Genomic DNA, 22,015 nt, shown 5'->3' with positions numbered 1-22,015 from the left:
TTCCGGTCGGTGTCGATGGGGTCGCTCCCCGCCACTGCCGGAGCAGCAGGAGAAGGAGCAGGAGAAGCAGTGGCGCACGCTACGCAGCGCCTTCTGAGCCGCCCCGCAGACTTCTCAGATCAGTCCGCGAAACGCGGTCGAGGAGCCGTTCGTGGGCCTCCAGGACGTCCGCGATGCGCACTCCGGACAGGCACGGGTGGCCGGGGACCGGGCACTCGCGAGCACGGCTGAGCCGGCACGGTGCGGCCTGGTCGCCGAGCAGTTCGACGAGCGGGGCGTACGGCGCCCACTTGACGGCGGGCACGACGGGCGAGAACAGACTCACGATGGGCGCTCCGACGGCCGCGGCGAGGTGGGCCGGACCGGTGTTCCCGACGACGACGACCTCGGCGCCGGCGAGGACGGCCGCGAGTTCGGCGGGGCTGGTGCGACCGCCGAGGTCGATGCCGGTGTCGCCCGCCACGGCGGCGGTCAGTGCACGTTCGCCGGGGGAGCCGGTGACGACGACGGGGACGCCGCGCTCGGCGTAGGCGGCGACGAGCGCACGGTGGTGGGACTCCGGCCACGACCGTGCCGGGACGCTGGCTCCGGGGTGGACGACCACGTAGCGGTCGAGGCCGGCCACGGGCGGGGGCAGGACGGCGTCGTGCCGCACCGCGAGCCTCCCGTCGTCGTCCGGCGGCAGCCGGAACCCGGCCGCCTCGGCCATCCGCAGCGCGCGCTCGGGCTCGGGGAGGTCCTCGGGCAGGTCCTCGCCGGGGCGCAGCCGCACGTCGAGCAGGGACCCGGGGTGGTCGACCGAGGCTCCGGAGACCCGGGGGACCCCGGCCAGGCGCAGGAGCAGCGCGAGGGGCAGGGGCGACTGGTGGAAGGACGTCAGGACGACGGCCTCGTCTGGTCGCTCCTCGGCGACCAGCGCACGGAACTCGGCGAGCAGGTCGTCGTCGATCGGGCGCGCGGTCTCGGTGACCCACGGTGCCGCCCACACCCGCACCCGGTCGATGCCGGGCAGCAGGTCGGCCGCCGGCGCTCCCTGCGGCCCGCACAGCATCGTCACGTGGGTGGCACCGGCGGCGACCGCGCGGACCGCTGGGCCGACGACCAGGACGTCGCCGAAGGAGTCGAGCCGGGCGACGAGGACGCGCCGACCCGCGCTCACGCCCGGTCCGCCACGCTGCCGACGTGCTCGAGCACCAGGGTGACGGCCTCGTCCAGGTCCGCGGCGACGGTGTCGGCCTCGTCGATCTCCTGAGCGCGGGTGCGCGGGGTGGGCACGAGGATCCCCTGCGCGCCGGCGTTCCGGGCAGCCTGCACGTCGGCGCCGATGTCACCGACGACGACGATCGACTCCGGCGGGATGCCGAGCCGCTCGGCGGCGTCGAGGACCATCCCGGGCCGGGGCTTCCGGCAGGCGCAGTCGTCACCGGCGTCGTGCGGGCAGACGCACCACACGTCGAACGGGCCGACGAGCTCGTCGACCCGGGCGTTGGTGGCGTCGACCTGTTCGCGCGTGGCCATGCCCTTCGCGATCACCGACTGGTTCGTGACGACACCGAGCGGCAACCCGGCGGCACGTGCCCGTTCGACGGCGCGCCGGGCACCGGGGACGGGGACGACCAGGTGCGGGTCGGCGTTGTACGGAACGTCCACCACGAGGGTGTCGTCGCGGTCGAGGAGCAGGCCGCGGATGACGCGGTCCGGTGCGAGGGCCATGCTCCGTGACTACCGGTCGACGGCCGGGGACCGCCCCAGGAAGAGCCGCGGAGCGCGGTCCCGGCAGGACCGTCAGCGTGTCGGGTCTACCGTCGCGGCGGTGACCGCCCTCGAGAAGCTGCCCGAACCCGACGGACGCCCGGAACTGCTCGTCCTCCGTGCCATCAAGCTCGGCGACCTGCTCGTCGCCGTCCCCGCACTGCACGCGCTCCGCCGCGCGTTCCCCGACCACCGCATCACCCTGGCCACCACGGCGTGGCTGGCGCCGGTCGTCGAACTCGTGCCGGCGGTGGACGTCCACCTGGCCCAGCACGGTCTCGACCACCCGATCGCGGTGCCGCACGGTGCCGTCGACATCGCCGTCAACCTGCACGGCGCCGGCCCGGAGTCCTCGGACCTCGTCGCCGCGCTCGCCCCGCGCCGGGTGATCGGGCACGCCGACCCGACCCACGACTACGAGGGCCCGGAGTGGCCGGACGACGTGCACGAGCGCGACCGCTGGGCGGACCTGCTCACGTGGCACGGCATCCAGGCGGACGCCACCGAGGTGCACATCGACCGCCCCGCCGAGCCGCCGGTGGTCGCCGACGCGGCCGTCGTGCACGTGGGCGCCTTCCACGGTGCGCGGCACTGGCCGACGGACCGCTTCGCCGACGTGGTGCGCGGACTGCGTGCGCGCGGTGCCGATGTGGTCCTGACAGGAGGCTCGGACGACGTCGTGCGCGCCCGTGCCGTCGCCGACGCGGCCGGTCTGGCGCCGGAGGCGGTCCTGGCCGGCACCCTGGACCTGCAGGCCTTCGCCGCGGTGATCGCCGCGGCGCGGCTCGTCGTCACAGTCGACACCGGCGCTGCGCACCTGGCGTCCGCGTACGGGGTGCCGTCGGTCGTGCTGTTCGGCCCGGCTCCGCCCGAGGCGTGGGGCCCGCCGTCGACCGGTCCGCACATCGTGCTCACCGACGCCTCGGTCCGTCGCGGCGACGTCTTCGCCGAGGACCCGGACCCGGCGATCCTGGCCGTGACCGCGGACGACGTGCTCGGCGCGGTGGACCGGCTCCGGGTGACCGCTCAGGCGGCCGGGCGGTAGCGTCGACCGAGAGCCACCCGGACCTGCCGGACGCTCGGAGGGAGTCCTTCGTGTTCGAAGCCGCGAACATCCGTGACTGGATCGGTCTGCCGGTCGTCGACGAGGCCGACGACAAGGTCGGCACGCTCGAGAGCATCTACTACGACACCGCCACGTCCGAGCCGGCGTTCGGTGCCCTGACCACCGGCATGGTCGGGTTCCAGAAGCTCGTCTTCGTCCCGCTGTTCGGCGCCACCGTCGCCCCGAAGCACCTGCGCGTGACGTTCCCGAAGAAGCTCGTCAAGGACGCCCCGTCGATCTCCACCGACGGCGAGCTCGACGCCGCGACCGAGCCCGAGCTGTTCCAGCACTACGGGCTGGAGTACCGCACCGGCAGCGGTGGCGAACGCCGACTCGGACGCCGCTGAGCCCGTCCCGCCCCACCGACCGACCACACCCGACCGACCGATCCGCCGCACCCGCCCGGAGGCCGCAACTGCTCCGCACCGCCCGTACGACGCTGCTCGCCGCCCTGGCGGCGGTCGCCGTGGTCGGGTTGGTGGTGGCCGGTGTCGCGGTTCCGGGCGGGGCGCATCCCGCGTCGGCCGCGCCGATGTGGCCCGTCCCGCAGCCCTACCCGGTGCCGGACGACCCGACCGAATCGCTCGCCGACCTCCCGCCCGGCAGCGAGTACGTCGCCCTCGGCGACTCGTACTCCGCCGGCTACGGACTCGGCGACCGGACCCGGCTGCCCACGAGCGCGTGCGTGCAGTCGGCCCGTGACTACCCGCACCGGCTCGCGGCGCGGTTCGGCCTCGACCTGACCGACGTCACGTGCGCGGGGGCCACCAGCGAGGACGTCACGACCGGACACCAGTTCACGGGCGTCCCCCCGCAGATCGAGTCGCTGTCCTCGCGCACCCGCCTCGTGACCCTGACCATCGGCGGCAACGACGCGGACCTGTTCGGCACGGCCGCGTCGTGCCTGGCGATCTCGGCCGACGGCCCGGTGTTCTCCGGACGTGACGCGCCGTCGTGCGAGAGCACGCTCGTGCAGGACGGTGAGGACCAGCTCAGCGTCAAGATCCAGTCGCGGGTCGCGCTCGGGATCGCCGACACCCTCGCAGCGGTGCAACGTGCCGCGCCGAACGCCGTCGTCGTGTTCCTCGGGTACCCGGCGATCTTCCCGGACGCCGAGCACACCCCGGCGAAGGGCTGCTTCCGTTCGGCGCTCGACCTCGGCACGCTCGCGGGGTCGTTCCCCTCGGACACCTTCCCCTTCACCGACGACGACGTGGCGTACCTCCACGGCGTCCAGGAGGAGCTCGACGCGGTGTCCGCGTCCGCCGCCGACGCCGCCGGGGTGCGGTTCGTCGACGTCCTCGAACGCACCGAGGCCCACTCGGCCTGCGCCCCGGCGGACGAGCGCTACGTCGCCGGCGTCAGCCTGACCGGCTCGAGCGACCTGCGACGCATCGACCTCAAGGCCGGCGCCCTGCACCCGAACGGCCGCGGTGTCGCGTACCTCACCGACCAGATGGCCGACGCGATCCGGGAACTCGCCGGCTGACCCGTCCGGACCCCGCGCTGTCCGTGTGCGCCGCCGGAGGGACGACACACACCGGAGCCGCCGTCTCACGAACGACGTCGTGGAGCAGTGCGCCGGACAGCACCCGCACGTGCCCCCGTCCGAGCACCACGAGCGACGCTTGCCGGGTGCGCGAGGCGATGGCGTGCCCCGGGTGTCCCTCCACGAGCAGCGGTCGGATCCGCACCGCCGGGAACCGCGCGGTCAGGTCCTCGGTGACCCGCTGCAGCAGTTCGGCGTTCCGGGCGCGCCACCGCAGGGGGTCCTCGGCGAAGTCGGTGAGCCCGGTCCGGGTCAGCACGGGCATCTCCCACGCCCGGAGCAGCGTCAGTCGTCGGTGCAGCCGGACGGCCTCGGCCACGGCGATCGAGACGGCCCGTTCGTCGATGGGTTCCTCGACGGCCAGCACCACGTCGCCGTCGATCGGGTGCGGGCCCTCGGGGACGATCACGGTCGGCACGGCCGCACGGACCGCGACGCGCGCCGGGTCGCCGCCGGCGGTCGAACCCCGTCGGCTCCGGAAGGTCCCGATCACCAGGAGGTCGCCGCCGTCCGACTCCTCGACCAGGGCGGTGGCGAACGGCCCCGCGTGCCGGTGCACCTCGACGGTCACTCCGGGCAGAGCGGCGCGCGCGGCCTCGGCCAGGCGGTCGGCGACCGGTCCGGGACCCTCGATCGCCGGGTCGGCTCCGATGATCCGGATCCGCTCGATCCCGCTGTCCGCGCGGGCGGCGATCCACCGCAGCGCCTCGTCGTGGGGCATCGCGGCGTCGGCGGCCAGCGTCACCGTCGTCCATCGTTCGTCCATCCCGATCGGCCTCCTCCATCGCAGGTCCTCCGGGGGCGTCACACGGCGCTCCGTGCGCCACACGGTACTCCCGGCGCGGACGTGGGGAACCGGCGGTGGAACCGGGCACGTCGGGTGGTGCGCGGCGCGCACGTGGTGATCCGGGCCTCCCGGCCGGGTCTGCGTAGTCTCGGGGCGTGGTCGTGAGCGCCGGACTGTTGCTGCACCGGACCGGTCCGTCCGGGCCCGAGGTCTTCCTCGCGCACATGGGTGGGCCGTTCTGGCGGAACCGGCCGCAGGCCTGGTCGATCCCGAAGGGGCTGGTCGAGGCGGGCGAGGAGCCGCTCGGCACCGCGCTGCGCGAGTTCGCCGAGGAGATCGGCGTGCCCGCACCGGTGACCGCCGCGGACCTGACCGACCTGGGGGAGTTCCGACAGGCGTCGGGCAAGCGGGTGCGGGTCTTCGCGGCACAGGCGTCGGGGTTCTCGGTCGACACCGTTCGGAGCAACACCGTGCGGCTCGAGCTGCCGCGCGGGTCGGGGCGGTTCGTCGAGGTACCCGAGGTGGACGACGCACGGTGGGTCGGCCTCGACGAGGCGCGGGAACTCGTGGTGGCCGGCCAGGTCGCGGCGCTCGACGCCCTGGTGGCGCGCGGTTCCTGACGCGCCGTTCGGTTTGGTCGAGGGGTCACGAACTGTCGTCCGGCGGCCCTCCAGCCGACACTTCTCGGCCACCCGGCGACCGGCACGCGGCAGGTCGTGACCACTCGGCGGGACCTTCTCGGCTGTGTCGGACACCGGACACGAGCCGCGCCCGCTGGATAGTCTGAGGGGGTGTCGGGTTCTCCGGCGCCACAGCAGGGGAGCACACATGCGGCGCTGGCGCGCGGTCACGGCTGGGCTGACGGCCCTCGCACTCGGAGCAGGACTCGCGATCGGCGGCGCGACCAGTGCGTCGGCGGAGCCGGTCGGCAACTGGGGGACCTTCACCCTCAGCGGAGCGAGCCGGGCCTACACCGGCACGATGACGCTCGCCGGGTTCCCCGAGACGACCTTCACGTCTGATTCGCGCCAGTCGACCGTCGTCAGCGGGGCATCGACCTGGCAGTCGGCGTCGACCCCGTCCGGCGCGGTCTACGGCACGAGCCGCGGCCAGACCTACATGAACCAGCGGCCGAACGTCGACTCGCCCACGTCCGGCGCCTCGACCACCACCTACACGTTCGCCGAGCCGACGCCGGGGGCCCAGAGCTGGTCGTTCGTGCTCGGCGACGTCGACGCCGACCGGGCGACCATCTCGGCCACCGTCTCCGGGGGCGGTGCCGCGACCGCGGAGCAGCTCGGCTACGTGAGCTCCTACAACTCGTGCTCGGCCGCCGTCGCCGGAGGACCGTCGTGCACCGCCGACCCCGACGGCACGACCGGGCAGGACCTGCCCACCTGGGACCCCGCCACCCGGACCCTGACGGGCAACACCGGGGCGGTCGACACCGCCGGCGCCACGGCCTGGTTCACGCCGACCGTCTCGCTCACCAGCCTGACGATCACGTACCAGCAGCGCAGCGGGTTCCCGGTGTACCAGACCTGGTTCGCCAACCGCACCGCCGCGATCACCGGCACGGCGACCCTCGACGGAGCGCCGATCCCCGGGGCGATCGTCCGTGTCACCGCTCCGCGCGGCACCGTCTACACGACGACCACCAACCCCGACGGCACCTACGCGTTCCCGCAGCTGCCGGTCATCGCCAACTACCGCGTCGAGATCACCCCGCCGGACGGCGCAGAGGGTCCTGACCAGCCCACGAGGGTCTCCCTCGCCCAGACAGGCTCCCCGGGCGGCGTGGACCAGCAGGCCGACTTCGCGTTCACGTCGCCGGAGGACACCGTGTCGGTCATCGGCACCGTGGTCGACGGGGACGGCCGACCGGTCTCGAACCTCGAGGTCGTCATCACCGACCCGGTCTCCGGGGACGTCCTCGTCGACACCGCGACGAACAGCGATGGCGTTTACACCGGCTCGGACCTGCCGGCGGACACCGATCTCGACGTGTCCGTCGCCGACGAGCCGCCCGTGACCATCACCACCGGCGACGTGGACGCGGCACCGGCAGTCCCCGACGAGATCGATGTGCCGGCCGCCGTCGTCGCGACGGTCGCGGGTGTGGTGTCGCTCGACGGTTCGCCCGTGCCCGCCGGAGCGGTGGTCGAGCTCCTCGACGGCACAGGCGTCGTGGTCGCATCGACGGAGACCGATGCCGACGGTCGCTACGTCTTCGCCACCGCGGCGGGAACGTACACCGTCCGGACCGAACGACCGGAGCCGGGGGCGACCGGGGCGACCTCGAACACCGGTGTGACGGCCGTCGCCGGCGAGCGTGCTGCATCCGACCTGCCGTTCGCCTCCGCCGCCGCAGCCGCCGAGGTCACGACCGACCAGCCCGGCACGGTCGTCGACACGAACGGCGAACCCCTTCCGGACGTCGAGGTCGTCGCGACTCCGACGGACACACAGTCCGGCGAACCCGTGTCGGTCGTGACGAACGACGACGGTGCGTTCGACCTGACCGGCCTGGAGCCCACGACCGAGTACGTCGTCTCGGTCGACGTCGAGGGGGCAGAGACGGCGACCGTCGTCACCCCGGAGTCCGGGGCTGCGACGCCGCTGGCGTTCGTGGTGCGGGCCGCGGCGGGTCCGGCGCCGGCTCCTGCTCCGTCGCCGTCGCCGAGCGGTTCTCCTTCGGCGGCTCCGACCGGCCCCGCTGCCGGCTCGGGCTCTGGCTCCGCGCCGGTGTCGGGCCAGGGCGACGCGGGGGACGGTGGACCGTTGGCGTACACGGGCGCGGACCTCGGCCCGGGTCTCATCGCCGCCGGGGTGCTCGTGCTGCTCGGTGCGGCGCTGCTGACCTACCGCGCGGTGCGCAACCGCCGCCGCACGGACCACCTGCAGGACTGACCGCGCGGCGGGCGCGGTGGCGGCGGTCGCGGTCGCACAACACGCCGCCCGCGTCCGCCGAGGGGCCACGAACCGTCGCCCGCCGACCCGCCAGACGACAGTTCGAGCGACCCCGACGCCCCACCAACGGCATGTCGTGACCACTCAGCGCCGGGCCGCACGCCTTCGTCGCGGTCGCACAACACGCCGCCCGCCTCCACCGCGGTCGCAGAACACGCCGCCCGCGTCCGCCGAGGGGTCACGAACCGTCGCCCGCCGGATCCGCAGACGACAGTTCGTGCGACCCCGACGCCACGCCAACGGCATGTCGTGACCACTCGGCGCCAGGCCTTCCGCCTCCACCGCGGTCGCACAACACGCCGCCCGCGTCCACCGAGTGGTCGCAAACCGTCGCCCGCCGACCCGCCAGAGGACAGTTCGTGCGACCTCGACGCCGCGCCAACGGCATGTCGTGACCACTCGGCGGGCCGACACGCCGCTCGGGCGCCGACCGCCGACCGCCCGCCGCCCGCGCCAGCCCCTACCGCGTCCGCGGCCGCCGCACCGAACCCGTGACGACGCCGATCGACCCCGTGACCGTCTGGATCGCCCGCCCGACGACCGGCACCGACGTGGTGACGACCGCGAGCGACGACGTGATCGCCTCGATGGACGAGGTCGACAGGTGCTCCTGCGTGTGCGAGTGCACCGGGAACCCACGGCGCGCCAGCACGACGACCCCGAGCGCCCCGACCAGCACCGCGGCACCGGCGAACGGCAGGTACTGCAGCCCGACGATCCCGAGGGCCTGCCCACCGAACGCCGCACCACCGGCGATGCCGATGTTCGACGCTCCGTTGACCAGTGCGCCGGCGATGTCGGGGGAGACGCCTCCGGCACGGATCGCCGCGGCCATGAAGAGCGTGCCGGTCGTACCGTTCGCGGCCATCCAGATGCCCGCGACGACCATCGTCCCGATCAGGGAGCCGTGCACGAACGGCATCGTCGCGAAGGCCACGGCCATCACGGCGACCGAGGCGATCAGCGTCTGCCGGGGCGCACGGTCGACGAACATGCCGGCGAGCCAGAGCCCGACGACACCGGTGCCACCGAGCACGAGCAGCGCTCCGCTGACCATGCCGGCGTCGAGCCCGGCGTCGATCGCGTACGGCCCGATGTAGGTGTAGACGACGTAGTGCCCGCCGAACAGGAGCATGTCGGCGATCACGACGGACAGCAGTCCGGTGCGCGCCCAGGCCTTCGGCGAACCGATGTGCGGCGACGAGGCTCCGCGGACGGCGGGCAGGAACAGCAGGGCGACGACCGCGAGTGCCGCTGCGGCGACACCGACGGAGAACACGGCCTGGCGCCAGCCGATGTGCTGCGCGACCCAGGTCGCGACGGGCACGCCGAGCACGAACCCGAGCGAACTGCCCGAGTACACGAACGCGATCGCCCGCCCGGCCAGCCGCGGCGGCACGATCCGGGTGGCGTACGCCGAGGCGACCGAGAAGAACAGCGCGTGCGCGATGCCGCCGACGACGCGTCCGGCGCAGACGACCGCGAAGGACGGTGCGAGCGCGACCATCAGGTTCGACACGGTGTAGCCGACGAGCGTGGCGACGAGCACGGTCTTGCGGGGCAGCTTCGCGGTCAAGGCGGTGAGCGGCAGCGCGAGGAGCGCGACGGCCGCGGCGTACACGGTGATGACGATGCCCATGGTGGCCTCGGTCACGCCGAGGTCGGCGCTCATCGTGCCGAGCAGCCCGACGGGCATGAGCTCGGTGGTGATGGCGAAGAACGTGGCCAGTCCGAGCACGGCGATGCCGACGATGGACTGGCTGGTGACGGTGATCGGCCGCGTGTGGGTCGACACGGCCGAGGTGGTGGTGTTGGTGGACACGCTGCTGACCTCCTCCGAGGCACGGTGGAGCGCGCGACGATGCCGATCGTTCTGACGGCGGTGACCGGGAGGGTCTGCGGGGCGCGCTCGCTGGCGGATGTGGATGATGTGGGTACGACTCCACGACGAGTGCGCTCATCCAGTGTTGCACGATGGAACGACTCTCGCGAGGGCATCCAGCAAATACATCGGAGCGCTCCAACGAAACACTCAGGTACTGATCGCCCGCTCAGTACTCGTTCGTCACCCGACCCTGCACACCGCCACCGCGCAGCTCGATCGTCAACGTGCCGCTCCTGGACTGCGCCGACATCGACACCGATCCGTGCAGCGCCGCCTGCCGCGGGAAGCACGCCGTCGACGACTCGATGCGGTCCGCCGTCGCCACCAGGCAGATCGTCGACCGGTCCGTCCCGATGCCGGCCCAGACGTTCCAGGGCGTCTCGGCGGTCCCGCCGTCGAGCGCCCGGTTCGTGAAGACCAGTCGCGTCGTGTGCAGGCTCACCGGCGCAGCGACCGGCCCCGGCAACTGGTCGGCGTACGTCTGCGGGACGTCGAGCAGCTGTTCGAGCGTCACCGTCCCCGCCGTCGGCGTGACACTCGGCGCCGCGGCGACGTCGGGTTGCGCGGTCCCGACGAGGGTCCCGGCGGCGAACGCGACGCCCACCGCCGCAGCCGCGCCGCCCGCGATCCAGGCGCGTGGTCGCTCCGTCCACAGCCACCGCCGCCACCGGGTCCGTCCGGTCGGCTCGGCCTGGAGGCCCGGCTCGTCCCCGCCGTCGCCCCCCGCGTCGTCGACGTGGTCGCCCCCACCGCCGTCGGTCGCCTCCGACACGTCGGCTCCGGCAGGCACGGCAGCCATGCCGGCGGGCGAGGACACGGGACCGGGCGCGGGCGCCTGCGTGGGCACGGACGCGTGCCCTGGCCCCGACCGCGTCGCGGACGGGACGGACGTCCGGACCGGACCCGGGCCTCCCGGCAGGAGATCCCGCGCCGTCGCGACCGCACGTGTGCGGGGTCGTCGTCCGCGTTCCAGGTCCTGCAACGCGATCCGGGCGCGCGCCGCGTCCGCCGGGCTCGACCCTGCTCCCCAGGCGACGGCTTCGAGCCGTGCCCGTTCCGCTGCCACGTCGTCGTGGGCCATGCGCACTCCCGCTCTGCCGGTCGCGTGGACAGGTCCATCGTGGCACCGCCGAGCCGTGCGCGCGCACCCAGAACGAGGGAGTAGGCGTGGTGCATGAGCACCGACCCCATGCCGCAGCACGACGCCGACGCCGAGACCCTCGAGCCGCTGAGCCACGACACCCAGTCCGGCGAGGCCGACTACGTCGCGACCAGCCCCGGCGGTGCCGGCACGGAACGTCACGTGCCGACCGCCGACGAGGAGCAGGGCCGCGGTACCGAGTACGACCCGGTCGACCAGGGACCGCAGCAGGAGGGCCAGGGCGGCTAGCGGACCACCCGGCGCAGCACGGCGCGTTCGCCGGAGGTCCAGGCCGCACTCGTGACGACGTAGAGCGCGGCGGCGAGCGGTGCGATCGCCGCGAACACGACCGTGACGAACGGCACGTACCGACCCACGGCGGCGGTCGCGCCGGCCCCGGGGACGCCCGGTTCCGGCGCCGACACCGGGTTCCAGTGCGCGTTCGACCGGCGGCTGAGCTCGACGACGACCGCGAGCACCGCCAGCAGGACCAGCACCACCCAGGCGTGCACCCACAGCGGCGACGTGAGCGTGACGACGAGCGAGTGGCCGAGCGGGACCCCGACGAGCGTCGCCTCCAGAAGGGCGTTCGCGGTGCCGCCGATCGAGGCGTGCGTGAACAGGGCGTAGACGAGCGACACGACGGGTGCCTGTGCCAGGACGGGCAGGCAGCCGGCCAGCGGCGAGACCTTCTCGTCGGTGTACAGCTGCTGCACCGCCCGCTGCAGGCGCTGGGTGTCGCGGCCGTACCGCTTCCGCAGCGCCGCGAGCTGTGGTGCGAGGCGCCGGCGGTCCCGCTCGGCCCGCACCTGCAGCACGGACAGCGGGACGAGCACCAGGCGGACGGCCAGGGTGAGGAGCACGACGGCGATCGCCGCGGCGAACGAGCCGGCGACTGGGGAGAGCGCCGCGGTGAGGGCGGCGACGAGATCCGCGCCGCCGTGCAGCAGCGGGCCGACGAGGGGCAGGGTGGACAGGTCCATGACGGTTCCGATCGGTGGTGGGTCAGCGGGGTGCGCGAGCGGCCCGGCCACCGGTCGGTGGTCAGGCCGGGGTCGCGACCCCCGGTGCCCGTGAGCGGACGTGCCCGTCGGCGTCGGGGTGGCTCCACCCGATCCGGGTGACCAGGTCGGGCACCGCCGACCGATCCGACACGGATGCCGAGCCGACCCCGAGGACGGCCGCCAGCACCGCGACGAGCAGCCGGGCGACGACGACGGTCACGGCGACGGCGGTCAGCCCGAGTGCCGCCACGGCCAGCAGGGGCAGCGCCCCGGCGGCCGGGTCGCCGAGCACCAGCGCGGCGGTGGCGCGGAGCAGCAGCAGGACGGCGGTCATGGTCCGTTCAGCGTAACGCCCGCGTGCCGTCGAGGACCGGAAGGTGCGGCGGGGGAGGATCACGGCATGACCGCAGGTTCGCCGAGCACCCCAGCGACCGTCGCGCTCGAGGCGGCCGGGGTCCCGTACACGCCGCACGTGTACGAGCACCACGAGAGCGCCACCAACTTCGGAGAAGAGGCGGCCGCCGCCCTCGGGCTGCGCGAGGAGCAGGTCTTCAAGACCCTCGTCGTCTCCGTCGACGGCACCCTTGCCGTCGCGATCGTGCCGGTGGCGAACCGGCTCGACCTCAAGGCGATCGCCGCCGCGGTCGGGGGCAAGAAGGCGACGCTGGCCGATCCCGCCCTCGCCGAGAAGCGCACGGGCTACGTGGTCGGCGGCATCAGTCCGGTCGGCCAGAAGACCCGGCTCCGCACCGTGCTCGACGAGTCGGCGCTGTCGTACGCGAGCATCTTCGTGTCCGGCGGACGTCGCGGCTTCGACGTCGAGGTGGCACCGACGGACCTCGCGCGGATCACCGAGGCGGTCGCCGCACCCATCGCGCGGACCTGAGTCGAGTCGCCGCAAGTTTTTTCGGCACCCGGGAATGACCCGAGCCCTCCTGCGTTGCATTGAGTCGAAGGCACTCAAGTTCCCCAGGAGGTCCCTTTGCCAGAGACGTTCGGCCCGACCGGTAGCAACGACTCGTTCGACGAGTTCCTCGCCCGCCTGCTCGCGGCACAGCGCACCGGTGACCAGCAGCGCGTCCGCGCGTTCGGTCGACCGGTCGACATCACCCGGCTGCTCAGCCGCCGGACCCACGAGCTGCTCCAGCACACCGCCGAGTACGCGGTCGCGCAGGGGCAGCACGAGATCGACGCACTGCACATCCTGCACGTGCTCGTCCGCACCGAACCGTTCGACGCCGTCGTGCGTTCCGCGGGGGTCGATCCCCAGCGACTCGCCGAGGAGATCGAGCAGCGCCTGCCGATGGCGCACGAGCCGCTCGCCGAGCAGCCCGGCCGCCCGGCGCTGACCGGCACCGCCCAGCGCATCCTCGTCGAGGCGACGCAGGCCGCGCGGGGCTTCGGCAGCACCTACACCGACCCCGAGCACGTCTTCTTCGCGCTCGTGATGGACCAGGAGACCGTGACCGGCCAGCTGCTCGCCAGCGCCGGGATCACCCCGCAGGTCATGCAGGACTACGCCCAGCAGGCCGCGGCAGCAGCACGAGAGGGGCGCCCCATGCCCGGAACCGGTGCGACGATCGGAACGGCCGAGTCCGGTTCCGACAGCGACACCCCGACGCTCGACCAGTTCGGCACCGACCTGACCGAGCGCGCCCGTGACGGACACGTCGACCCGGTGATCGGCCGCGCCGACGAGATCGAGCAGACCGTCGAGATCCTGCTCCGTCGCACCAAGAACAACCCGGTGCTGATCGGTGAGCCCGGCGTCGGCAAGACCGCGATCGTCGAGGGCCTCGCCCAGCGCATCGTCGACGGTGACGTCCCCGCCCTGCTGCAGGGAAAGCGGGTCGTCGCGCTCGACCTGCCCGGCATGCTCTCCGGCACCCGCTACCGCGGCGACTTCGAGGAGCGCCTCACCAAGGCGATGGACGAGATCGCGGCGCACGCCGACGAGCTCATCGTCTTCGTCGACGAGCTCCACACCGTCGTCGGCGCCGGTGGCGGCGGCGAGGGCGGCTCGATGGACGCCGGCAACATCCTCAAGCCCCGACTCGCCCGCGGCGAGCTGCACCTGGTCGGCGCGACGACACTCAACGAGTACCGCCGGATCGAGAAGGACGCCGCGCTCGAGCGCCGGTTCCAGCCCGTCACGGTGGGGGAGCCGAACGTCGAGGACGCCGTCGCGATCCTGACCGGCCTCGCCCCGCGCTACGAGGAGCACCACGGCGTCGCCTACACGCCCGAGGCACTCCGCGCGGCCGTCGAGCTCTCGCACCGCTACGTGACCGACCGACACCTGCCGGACAAGGCCATCGACCTCATCGACCAGGCCGGTGCACGCCGTCGCCTCGCCCTGTCGGGTGACGTCGACGTCGAGGCACTGCGTGCCCAGGTCGCCGACCTGACGGCCCGCAAGGACCGCGCGGTCGCCGAGGAGCACTACGAGGAAGCGTCCGACCTGCGCGACGAGATCGTCGGACTGGAGGCCCGGATCACCGCCGCCTCGTCGGCGGACGCCAGCCGCGCCTCCCGCCCGGAGTCCGCGGACACGTCGATCACGGAGGCCGACATCGCCGCGGTGGTGTCACGTGCCACCGGGATCCCGGTGACCCGCCTCGGCTCGGCCGACAAGACGCGGCTCGCCGCGCTCGAGAGCGAGCTGCACGACCGCGTCGTCGGTCAGGACGACGCCGTGCGGGCGATCGCGAAGGCGGTACGGCGCAGCCGGACCGGCATGGGCGACCCGCGTCGTCCGGTGGGCAGCTTCCTGTTCCTCGGCCCGACGGGCGTCGGCAAGACCGAACTCGCGAAGGCCCTGGCGTCGTCGCTGTTCGGTGACGAGTCCGCCATGCTCCGCTTCGACATGAGCGAGTTCGGCGAACGCCACACCGTGTCCCGCCTGGTCGGTGCCCCTCCCGGGTACGTCGGCTACGACGAGGCCGGCCAGCTCACCGAGCGTGTCCGCCGCAACCCGTACTCGGTGATCCTGCTCGACGAGGTCGAGAAGGCCCACCCGGACGTCTTCAACCTGCTGCTGCAGGTGCTCGACGACGGTCGCCTCACCGACGGGCAGGGGCGGACGGTCGACTTCCGGAACACCGTCGTCATCATGACGTCGAACATCGGCTCGGAGTTCCTGGCCTCCCGCTCGGGAGCGCTCGGGTTCTCCCCGGTCGGTGCCACCGACGGCTACGCGGAAGACGACCTGCGTGCCCGCGTGATGGGCAAGCTGCGCGAGGCGATGCGGCCCGAGTTCATCAACCGCATCGACGAGATCGTGCTGTTCCGCAAGCTCGACCGGTCCCAGATCGCGTCGATCGTGTCGCTGCTGCTGCAGGACACGGCGCTCCGGCTGGTCGCACAGGACATGCTCCTGTCGGTGTCCGACGCGGCGGTCGACTGGCTCGCCGAGCACGGGTACGAGCCGGAGTACGGCGCCCGCCCGCTCCGTCGGCTCATCCAGCGCGAGGTCGACGACCGCATCGCGACCCTGGTGGTCGAGGGCGGTGTCGCCGCGGGTGACACCGTGCGGATCGACGTCGAGGGTGACTCCCTGACGGCGAGCGTCGCGGAGCACGCGGCGGTCTAGTCCGGTCGCACGCACACGAAGGCCCGGTACCCATTCGGTACCGGGCCTTCGGCGTGCGCGGACCGCCGCCGTGCGCGCCGCCGCCGCGAACCGTGCCTGCTCCGTCACACGGTGCGAGGTTGCCCGCACCGTGCGCGCCTGCGATCCGGCACCGAGCGCGCAGGCTGCCACCGGTCCGCCGACGGCGCACGGTGCAGCCGGGAGGCCCGGCGCTGGTGCGCGACGGGAACGCGGCACACAGCAGGCTCGTCGACACGAGAACACGAACCTCGCACCGTGATCAGCCTGTTCGGGAATGCAATTCCGGAGGTTTTCCGGAAAAGGGGTTGCGCTCCGAATTGCGGTGCCGATAGTGTTCACTCGTCGCGAACGGTCGAACATTCGACCCGGACGACTCCGCCAGCTCGAGACCGAAAGGGGGCCGACCATGATGATCTCCGCAACCACTCCGTTCCGTGGAATCCGTGGACGCGTCGGTACCCCGTTCCGCGTCCGCTGACCCGGAGCGTCCCACTCTCCTGACACCTGTGCCTCCGGGCACCGTGCACTGAGCCGATCAGGCTCGTGCAGCACCGGTTCGTTCGTCTGCTGAACGGCTCGTCGACTCGTCGATGCGTGCCGTCCGATCTGCGCGGACGACGCCGGAAGAATGTCGGTGGACAGTGCGACGCTCTCGGTGTCGACGAGCATTCCGCGATCGTTGTCCGAACATTTCCGGACCATCCCGGAGTGCATTCTCACGCATTCAATTCCTGCTGCCCGCAACCCGGGCGGATTCGTCCTGCCCGACACCCGGGCAGCTCTGCCGTGCCCTGAAGGGGAACACCGTGTCCACGAAGACCACCACCCGTCCACCCGATACCCGCGCGGTGCGCCGCCGGGTCTCACTCGCCGACCGCATCGCACTCCGGGTCGGGATGTCGCTCATCATCTGGAGCCGACGCACCCGCAAGGAGCGGCCCGAGGTCGACCTCGCCACGCTGGCCCGCCTCGAGCGGGAGCGCCAGCAGCGCGAGGCCGACTGGATCACCCAGGGCGCCGCCATGCGGATGTGGCGCTGACCCGCGGCGCTGCGGCGCTGCGCGCCGGCGCCACACGCTCGCACGCATGGTGCGAGGTTCCGCACTCGGTGACCGCCCCTCGGGGTGGCACCACGTCCGGGACCTCGCACCATTCCTGGCACCCCTCGCACCGTGCGCCGACGTGTCGGACGCACCCCGGGCCTCCCGTACCGTTGGCGGGTGACCGAAACCGCAGCTGCACTCGTCGAACGCCTCACCGCCCTCGTGCCGGACTTCCCGAAGCCGGGGGTGCTGTTCCGTGACGTGACGCCGGTGTTCTCCGACGCCGTCGCGTTCGGCCGCGTGTGCGAAGCACTCGCGGCACCGTTCGCGGTCGGAGCCGGGTTCGACGCGGTCGCCGGCATCGAGGCCCGCGGCTTCGCACTGGCCGGGGGCATCGCCGCCCAGCACCAGGTCGGCGTGCTCACCGTGCGCAAGGCGGGCAAGCTCCCCGGCGAGGTCCTCAGCGAGCAGTACGCGCTCGAGTACGGCGAGGCCGAACTCGAACTGCGCCCGGGACAGCTGCCGGCCGGCACGCGGGTGCTCGTCGTCGACGACGTCCTGGCCACCGGCGGGACCGGCGCAGCCACCATCACGCTGCTCGAACGCGCCGGCTACCAGGCCATCGGGTTCGCCGCGCTGCTCGAGCTCGACGGCCTGAACGGGCGCGAGCGTCTCGAGCCGCGCCTGCCCGTCGCGACGCTCGGCGCCGTCCCGGCCTGATCGCGGGCAACCGCGCGGTCGGGGCGGCATCCGTTCTCTCCACAGGTGCGTCCCCGGCGTCCGCACGCGAGCACGTCTCGCACTAGTCTTGACGCACCATTTCGATCGAGGAGTCCCATCATCGTGACCGAGTCAGTCGCACCCGCGCCCGCCGAGCTTCCCCAGGCACCCGAGCCCCGGACCGCGACGACGACCACGACCGGCACCGAGCTCTTCGACGGTGAGCGCGGCGTCGTCGCGATCCGTGTCGACGGTGTCCTGAAGGACCTCGCTGCGGACGTGCAGGCCGGCGAGACCGCCGAGGCCGTCACCCTGCAGGAGCAGGACGGGCTCGACATCTTGCGGCACTCGGCAGCCCACGTGCTGGCGCAGGCCGTGCAGCAGATCAACCCGGACGCCAAGCTCGGGATCGGGCCGCCCGTCACCGACGGCTTCTACTACGACTTCGACGTCGCCGAGCCCTTCACCCCCGAAGACCTCAAGGCGATCGAGAAGGGCATGGACCGCATCGTCAAGCAGGCCCAGCGCTTCCGTCGCGTGGTCGTCACCGACGAGCAGGCACGCGAGCTGATGGCGGGGGAGCCCTACAAGCAGGAGCTCATCGGCCTCAAGGGTGCAGCGTCCGACGGTGACTCCGGCGAGAGCGTCGAGGTCGGTGCCGGCGAGCTCACCGTGTACGAGAACGTCGACCCGAAGTCGGGCGAGGTGCTCTGGCAGGACCTCTGCCGCGGCCCGCACGTCCCGCACACCCGCTGGATCGGCAACGCCGCCAAGCTCATGCGCGTCGCCGCCGCGTACTGGCGCGGCTCCGAGAAGAACCCGCAGCTGCAGCGCATCTACGGCACCGCCTGGCCCGACAAGGACCAGCTCAAGGCGTACCTGGTGCGCCTCGAGGAAGCCGCCAAGCGCGACCACCGCAAGCTCGGCGCCGAACTCGACCTGTTCTCGTTCCCCGACGAGATCGGTTCCGGCCTGGCGATCTTCCACCCGAAGGGCGGCATCATCCGCCGCGAGATGGAGGACTACTCGCGCCGTCGGCACGAGGAGAACGGTTACTCGTTCGTCTACACGCCCCACATCACCAAGGGCGACCTGTTCGAGACCTCCGGGCACCTCGGATGGTACAAGGACGGCATGTTCCCGGCCATGCACATGGACGAGGCGAAGGACGAGGACGGCAACGTCACCCGGCAGGGCGCCGACTACTACCTCAAGCCGATGAACTGCCCGATGCACATCCTGGCGTACCGGTCGCAGCCCCGCTCCTACCGCGACCTGCCGCTCCGGATGTTCGAGTTCGGCACGGTGTACCGCAACGAGAAGTCCGGCGTCATCCACGGCCTCACCCGCGTGCGCGGCCTGACCCAGGACGACGCGCACATCTTCACCACGCAGGAGAAGATGAAGGAGGAGCTGACCACGACCCTCGCGTTCGTGCTCTCGCTCCTGCGCGACTACGGCCTCGACGACTTCTACCTCGAGCTCTCCACGAAGGACCCGGAGAAGTACGTCGGCGACGACGAGGTCTGGGACGTCGCGACGGAGACCCTGCGCCAGGTCGCCGAGGAGTCCGGTCTCGAGCTCGTGCCGGACCCGGCCGGCGCCGCGTTCTACGGCCCGAAGATCTCCGTGCAGGCCCGCGACGCCATCGGTCGCACCTGGCAGATGTCGACCGTGCAGCTCGACTTCAACCTGCCCGAGCGCTTCGGCATCGACTACACCGCGGCCGACGGCTCCCGCCAGCGTCCGGTGATGATCCACCGCGCGCTGTTCGGCTCGATCGAGCGCTTCTTCGGTGTCCTCACCGAGCACTACGCGGGCGCGTTCCCGGCGTGGCTGTCGCCCGTCCAGGTCGTCGGCATCCCGGTCGCGGCCGAGTACGGCGACTACCTCGACGAGGTCATCGCGAAGCTCCGTGCGCACGGCGTCCGCGCCGAGGTCGACCACTCGGACGACCGCATGCAGAAGAAGATCCGCACGCACACCAAGGCGAAGGTGCCGTTCCAGCTCATCGCCGGTGGCGACGACCGCGATGCCGGCGCCGTCAGCTTCCGCTTCCGCGACGGCCGCCAGGACAACGCGGTGCCCGTCGACGAGGCCGTGGACCGCATCCTCACCGCGATCCGCGAGCGCACGCAGGTCTGATGGCACAGTCGGGAGGCCCGGAGCAGGCCGCGGGGACCGGTCACGTCGACGACGTGGCCGGCCCCACCGCCGCCGCGCCCTCCGAAGGCGCGGACACCGATCCGCTGGTGATCCGCGACGCGGCCACCGGCGCAGCCGTCCCGGACGCGTTCCAGCGGCTCTGGAACCCGCACCGGATGGCCTACATCGACGCCGGCCGCGAAGGCCGGGGACGCGGGCACGACGACGACTGCCCGTTCTGCGAAGCCCCGCGGAAGACCGACGAGGACGCCCTGATCGTGGCCCGGGGCGAGCACGCCTACGTGCTGCTCAACCTGTTCCCGTACAACAACGGGCACCTGCTCGTCTGCCCGTACCGCCACGTCCCGCTCTACGACGAGGCCACGCCGGACGAGCTGCGCGAGATCGGCGAGCTGACCCAGACCGCGATGCGGGTGCTGCGCGAGGTCTCGCACTGCGACGGCTTCAACATCGGCATGAACCAGGGCGAGGTCGCCGGTGCCGGCGTGGCCGCACACCTGCACCAGCACATCGTCCCGCGGTGGCAGTCGGACGCGAACTTCTTCCCGATCATCGCCCGGACGAAGTCCATGTCGCAGTTGCTCGGCGAGACCCGTCGACTCGTCGCCGACGGGTGGCCCCGGGCGCACTAGACTGGTCGGCATCATGAGCGACAGCACCAGCACCTCCGGCACCCCTGGCACCTCGATCACCGGCTCCGACCGCGTCAAGCGCGGACTCGCCGAGATGCTCAAGGGCGGCGTGATCATGGACGTCGTCGACGCCGAGCAGGCCCGCATCGCGGAAGAAGCCGGTGCGACCGCCGTCATGGCCCTCGAGCGCGTCCCCGCTGACATCCGTGCGCAGGGCGGCGTCGCCCGCATGTCCGACCCCTCGATGATCGAGGAGATCATCGCCGCGGTGTCGATCCCCGTCATGGCGAAGGCCCGCATCGGCCACTTCGTCGAGGCGCAGGTGCTGCAGGAGCTCGGCGTCGACTACATCGACGAGTCCGAGGTGCTGTCCCCGGCCGACTACGTGAACCACATCGACAAGTGGAAGTTCACCACCCCCTTCGTCTGCGGTGCCACCAACCTGGGCGAGGCGCTCCGTCGCATCACCGAGGGCGCGGCCATGATCCGTTCCAAGGGCGAGGCCGGCACGGGCGACGTGTCCGAGGCCACCAAGCACATCCGCACCATCACCAAGGAGATCGCGGCGCTCCGCAACCTGCGTGACGACGAGCTCTACGTCGCCGCCAAGGAGCTCCAGGCCCCGATCGACGTCGTGCAGGAAGTCGCCCGCACCGGCAAGCTCCCCGTCGTCCTGTTCACCGCCGGTGGTGTCGCGACCCCGGCCGACGCCGCGATGATGATGCAGCTCGGTGCCGACGGTGTCTTCGTCGGGTCCGGCATCTTCAAGTCCGGCGACCCGGCAGCGCGTGCCGCCGCGATCGTCAAGGCGACGACCTTCCACGACGACCCCAAGGTCATCGCCGAGGTCTCCCGTGGTCTGGGCGAGGCGATGGTCGGCATCAACGTCGCCGACGTCCCCGCACCGCACCGCCTCGCCGAGCGTGGCTGGTAGTCCGACGAGCGCCGCTCGGCCCCGCATCGGGGTCCTGGCGCTGCAGGGTGACTTCCGCGAGCACATCGCCTCGCTGACCGAGCTCGGCGCCGACGTGGTGCCGCTCCGTCGCCCCGAGGAGATCGAGACCCTCGACGGCGTCGTGATCCCCGGGGGCGAGTCGAGCGTGATGGACAAGCTGTCCCGCGCGTTCGGCGTCGCCGAGCCCCTCGCCGACGCGATCCGCGGTGGCCTGCCCACCTACGGCACCTGCGCCGGCATGATCATGCTGTCGTCGCGGATCACCGACGGCATCAGCGGCCAGCAGACCCTCGACGTGCTCGACACCACCGTGCGCCGCAACGCGTTCGGTGCGCAGAACGACTCGTTCGAGATCGACATCCCGATGCCCGACCTCGGCGAGGCCCCGGTGCACGCGGTGTTCATCCGGGCCCCCGTCGTGGAGCAGCGCGGCGACGACGTCCACGTCCTCGGCGCACTGCCCGACGGCCAGGTCGTCGCCGTGCAGCAGGGCAACGTCATCGCGAGTGCGTTCCACCCCGAGGTCGCCGGCGAGGACCGCTTCCACCGCCGGTTCCTCGACCTGGTGCGCAGCGCCTGAGGCGTGACCGTCCACCCGCCGCACCGACGGGACGGAAGCCGCGCCGCGCCTCCAGGCCGGTGTTCGGCCCACAGGGCCGCTAAACTGAGCGGGACTTTCCGCAAGACGCAAGG

The 22,015-nt window shown here is 72.5% G+C and carries 21 protein-coding genes; 14 read left to right on the top strand and 7 right to left on the bottom strand.

Annotation, left to right across the window (positions count from 1 at the left end; translation table 11 throughout):
* Positions 1 to 79 precede the first annotated feature (79 nt).
* Together DEJ21_RS03355 and DEJ21_RS03350 are read right to left on the bottom strand one after the other, a co-directional pair.
* A complete protein-coding gene (locus tag DEJ21_RS03355; protein ID WP_111223686.1) occupies positions 80 to 1,159 on the bottom strand; it encodes a glycosyltransferase family 9 protein in 1,080 nt (359 codons plus the stop codon).
* A complete protein-coding gene (locus tag DEJ21_RS03350) occupies positions 1,156 to 1,713 on the bottom strand; it encodes an HAD-IIIA family hydrolase (protein ID WP_111223685.1) in 558 nt (185 codons plus the stop codon). Before DEJ21_RS03350 ends, DEJ21_RS03355 begins: the two co-directional genes overlap by 4 nt.
* Positions 1,714 to 1,813: 100 nt before the next feature.
* On the opposite strand from DEJ21_RS03350, the gene DEJ21_RS03345 reads away from it, so the two are divergent.
* From DEJ21_RS03345 to DEJ21_RS03335, 3 genes are all read left to right on the top strand, one after another.
* Positions 1,814 to 2,797, top strand: a complete 984-nt coding sequence (locus DEJ21_RS03345; protein WP_111223684.1) for a glycosyltransferase family 9 protein — start codon at positions 1,814 to 1,816, stop codon at positions 2,795 to 2,797.
* Between the two features lie 50 nt (positions 2,798 to 2,847).
* Positions 2,848 to 3,204 (top strand): PRC-barrel domain-containing protein, encoded by a 357-nt coding sequence (locus DEJ21_RS03340; RefSeq protein WP_027465587.1) that lies wholly within the window; start codon positions 2,848 to 2,850, stop codon positions 3,202 to 3,204.
* A gap of 185 nt (positions 3,205 to 3,389) precedes the next feature.
* The gene (locus DEJ21_RS03335) at positions 3,390 to 4,346 is read left to right on the top strand and encodes an SGNH/GDSL hydrolase family protein (protein WP_111223683.1); all 957 of its coding nucleotides are present in this window, start codon (positions 3,390 to 3,392) and stop codon (positions 4,344 to 4,346) included.
* Here DEJ21_RS03335 and DEJ21_RS03330 read toward each other — a convergent pair.
* Positions 4,303 to 5,172 (bottom strand): universal stress protein, encoded by an 870-nt coding sequence (locus DEJ21_RS03330; protein ID WP_111223682.1) that lies wholly within the window; start codon positions 5,170 to 5,172, stop codon positions 4,303 to 4,305. The two genes, DEJ21_RS03335 and DEJ21_RS03330, sit on opposite strands and share 44 nt — an antisense overlap.
* Positions 5,173 to 5,348: 176 nt before the next feature.
* Here DEJ21_RS03330 and DEJ21_RS03325 point away from each other — a divergent pair, with 176 nt between their 5' ends.
* Positions 5,349 to 5,813, top strand: coding sequence for an NUDIX domain-containing protein (locus tag DEJ21_RS03325; RefSeq protein ID WP_111223681.1), 465 nt, complete (start codon positions 5,349 to 5,351; stop codon positions 5,811 to 5,813).
* 208 nt (positions 5,814 to 6,021) lie between these two features.
* Complete coding sequence (locus DEJ21_RS03320; protein ID WP_111223680.1) at positions 6,022 to 8,103, top strand: collagen binding domain-containing protein; 2,082 nt, start codon at positions 6,022 to 6,024, stop codon at positions 8,101 to 8,103.
* A gap of 520 nt (positions 8,104 to 8,623) precedes the next feature.
* On the opposite strand, the gene DEJ21_RS03315 is transcribed toward DEJ21_RS03320, so the two are convergent.
* Both DEJ21_RS03315 and DEJ21_RS03310 read right to left on the bottom strand, forming a co-directional pair.
* Positions 8,624 to 9,985: an MFS transporter gene (locus DEJ21_RS03315; protein WP_111223679.1), complete on the bottom strand. Its 1,362-nt coding sequence runs from the start codon at positions 9,983 to 9,985 to the stop codon at positions 8,624 to 8,626.
* Positions 9,986 to 10,214: 229 nt separating this feature from the next.
* The gene (locus DEJ21_RS03310; RefSeq protein WP_146247688.1) at positions 10,215 to 10,847 is read right to left on the bottom strand and encodes a hypothetical protein; all 633 of its coding nucleotides are present in this window, start codon (positions 10,845 to 10,847) and stop codon (positions 10,215 to 10,217) included.
* Positions 10,848 to 11,222: 375 nt separating this feature from the next.
* Here DEJ21_RS03310 and DEJ21_RS03305 point away from each other — a divergent pair, with 375 nt between their 5' ends.
* Positions 11,223 to 11,438, top strand: a complete 216-nt coding sequence (locus DEJ21_RS03305; RefSeq protein ID WP_027465592.1) for a hypothetical protein — start codon at positions 11,223 to 11,225, stop codon at positions 11,436 to 11,438.
* On the opposite strand, the gene DEJ21_RS03300 is transcribed toward DEJ21_RS03305, so the two are convergent.
* Positions 11,435 to 12,172 carry a membrane protein insertase YidC gene (locus DEJ21_RS03300; protein ID WP_111223677.1) on the bottom strand — a complete coding sequence of 246 codons (738 nt, stop codon included), beginning with the start codon at positions 12,170 to 12,172 and terminating at the stop codon, positions 11,435 to 11,437. The genes DEJ21_RS03305 and DEJ21_RS03300 overlap by 4 nt on opposite strands.
* A 61-nt stretch (positions 12,173 to 12,233) precedes the next feature.
* Positions 12,234 to 12,527: a hypothetical protein gene (locus DEJ21_RS03295; protein WP_111223676.1), complete on the bottom strand. Its 294-nt coding sequence runs from the start codon at positions 12,525 to 12,527 to the stop codon at positions 12,234 to 12,236.
* Between the two features lie 66 nt (positions 12,528 to 12,593).
* Between DEJ21_RS03295 and ybaK the strand changes: the two genes are divergently transcribed.
* The 8 genes from ybaK to pdxT all read left to right on the top strand — a co-directional run bounded on the left by ybaK (position 12,594) and on the right by pdxT (position 21,902).
* On the top strand, positions 12,594 to 13,079 hold the full coding sequence (gene ybaK, locus DEJ21_RS03290; protein WP_071244681.1) for a Cys-tRNA(Pro) deacylase: 486 nt from the start codon (positions 12,594 to 12,596) through the stop codon (positions 13,077 to 13,079).
* Between the two features lie 96 nt (positions 13,080 to 13,175).
* Complete coding sequence (locus DEJ21_RS03285) at positions 13,176 to 15,785, top strand: ATP-dependent Clp protease ATP-binding subunit (RefSeq protein WP_111223675.1); 2,610 nt, start codon at positions 13,176 to 13,178, stop codon at positions 15,783 to 15,785.
* An 827-nt stretch (positions 15,786 to 16,612) separates the two neighbouring features.
* Positions 16,613 to 16,846 carry a hypothetical protein gene (locus tag DEJ21_RS03280; protein ID WP_146238520.1) on the top strand — a complete coding sequence of 78 codons (234 nt, stop codon included), beginning with the start codon at positions 16,613 to 16,615 and terminating at the stop codon, positions 16,844 to 16,846.
* Positions 16,847 to 17,026: 180 nt separating this feature from the next.
* Entirely contained in the window at positions 17,027 to 17,569 is a 543-nt protein-coding gene (locus DEJ21_RS03275) for an adenine phosphoribosyltransferase (protein WP_017887364.1), read from the top strand.
* 123 nt (positions 17,570 to 17,692) lie between these two features.
* Positions 17,693 to 19,714, top strand: coding sequence for a threonine--tRNA ligase (gene thrS, locus DEJ21_RS03270; RefSeq protein ID WP_110863745.1), 2,022 nt, complete (start codon positions 17,693 to 17,695; stop codon positions 19,712 to 19,714).
* Positions 19,714 to 20,367, top strand: a complete 654-nt coding sequence (locus tag DEJ21_RS03265) for an HIT domain-containing protein (protein WP_258374862.1) — start codon at positions 19,714 to 19,716, stop codon at positions 20,365 to 20,367. The genes thrS and DEJ21_RS03265 overlap by 1 nt, the downstream gene beginning before the upstream one ends.
* A gap of 13 nt (positions 20,368 to 20,380) precedes the next feature.
* The gene (gene pdxS / locus DEJ21_RS03260) at positions 20,381 to 21,301 is read left to right on the top strand and encodes a pyridoxal 5'-phosphate synthase lyase subunit PdxS (RefSeq protein ID WP_017887361.1); all 921 of its coding nucleotides are present in this window, start codon (positions 20,381 to 20,383) and stop codon (positions 21,299 to 21,301) included.
* Positions 21,291 to 21,902 (top strand): pyridoxal 5'-phosphate synthase glutaminase subunit PdxT, encoded by a 612-nt coding sequence (pdxT, locus tag DEJ21_RS03255; protein ID WP_071403846.1) that lies wholly within the window; start codon positions 21,291 to 21,293, stop codon positions 21,900 to 21,902. The genes pdxS and pdxT overlap by 11 nt, the downstream gene beginning before the upstream one ends.
* Positions 21,903 to 22,015: the final 113 nt, after the last annotated feature.

The sequence above is a fragment of the Curtobacterium sp. MCSS17_006 genome, from assembly GCF_003234215.1.
Taxonomy (GTDB): domain Bacteria; phylum Actinomycetota; class Actinomycetes; order Actinomycetales; family Microbacteriaceae; genus Curtobacterium; species Curtobacterium flaccumfaciens.
Note: the sequence above shows the minus strand (reverse complement) of the source record. Positions and strands in the feature narration are given on the sequence as shown.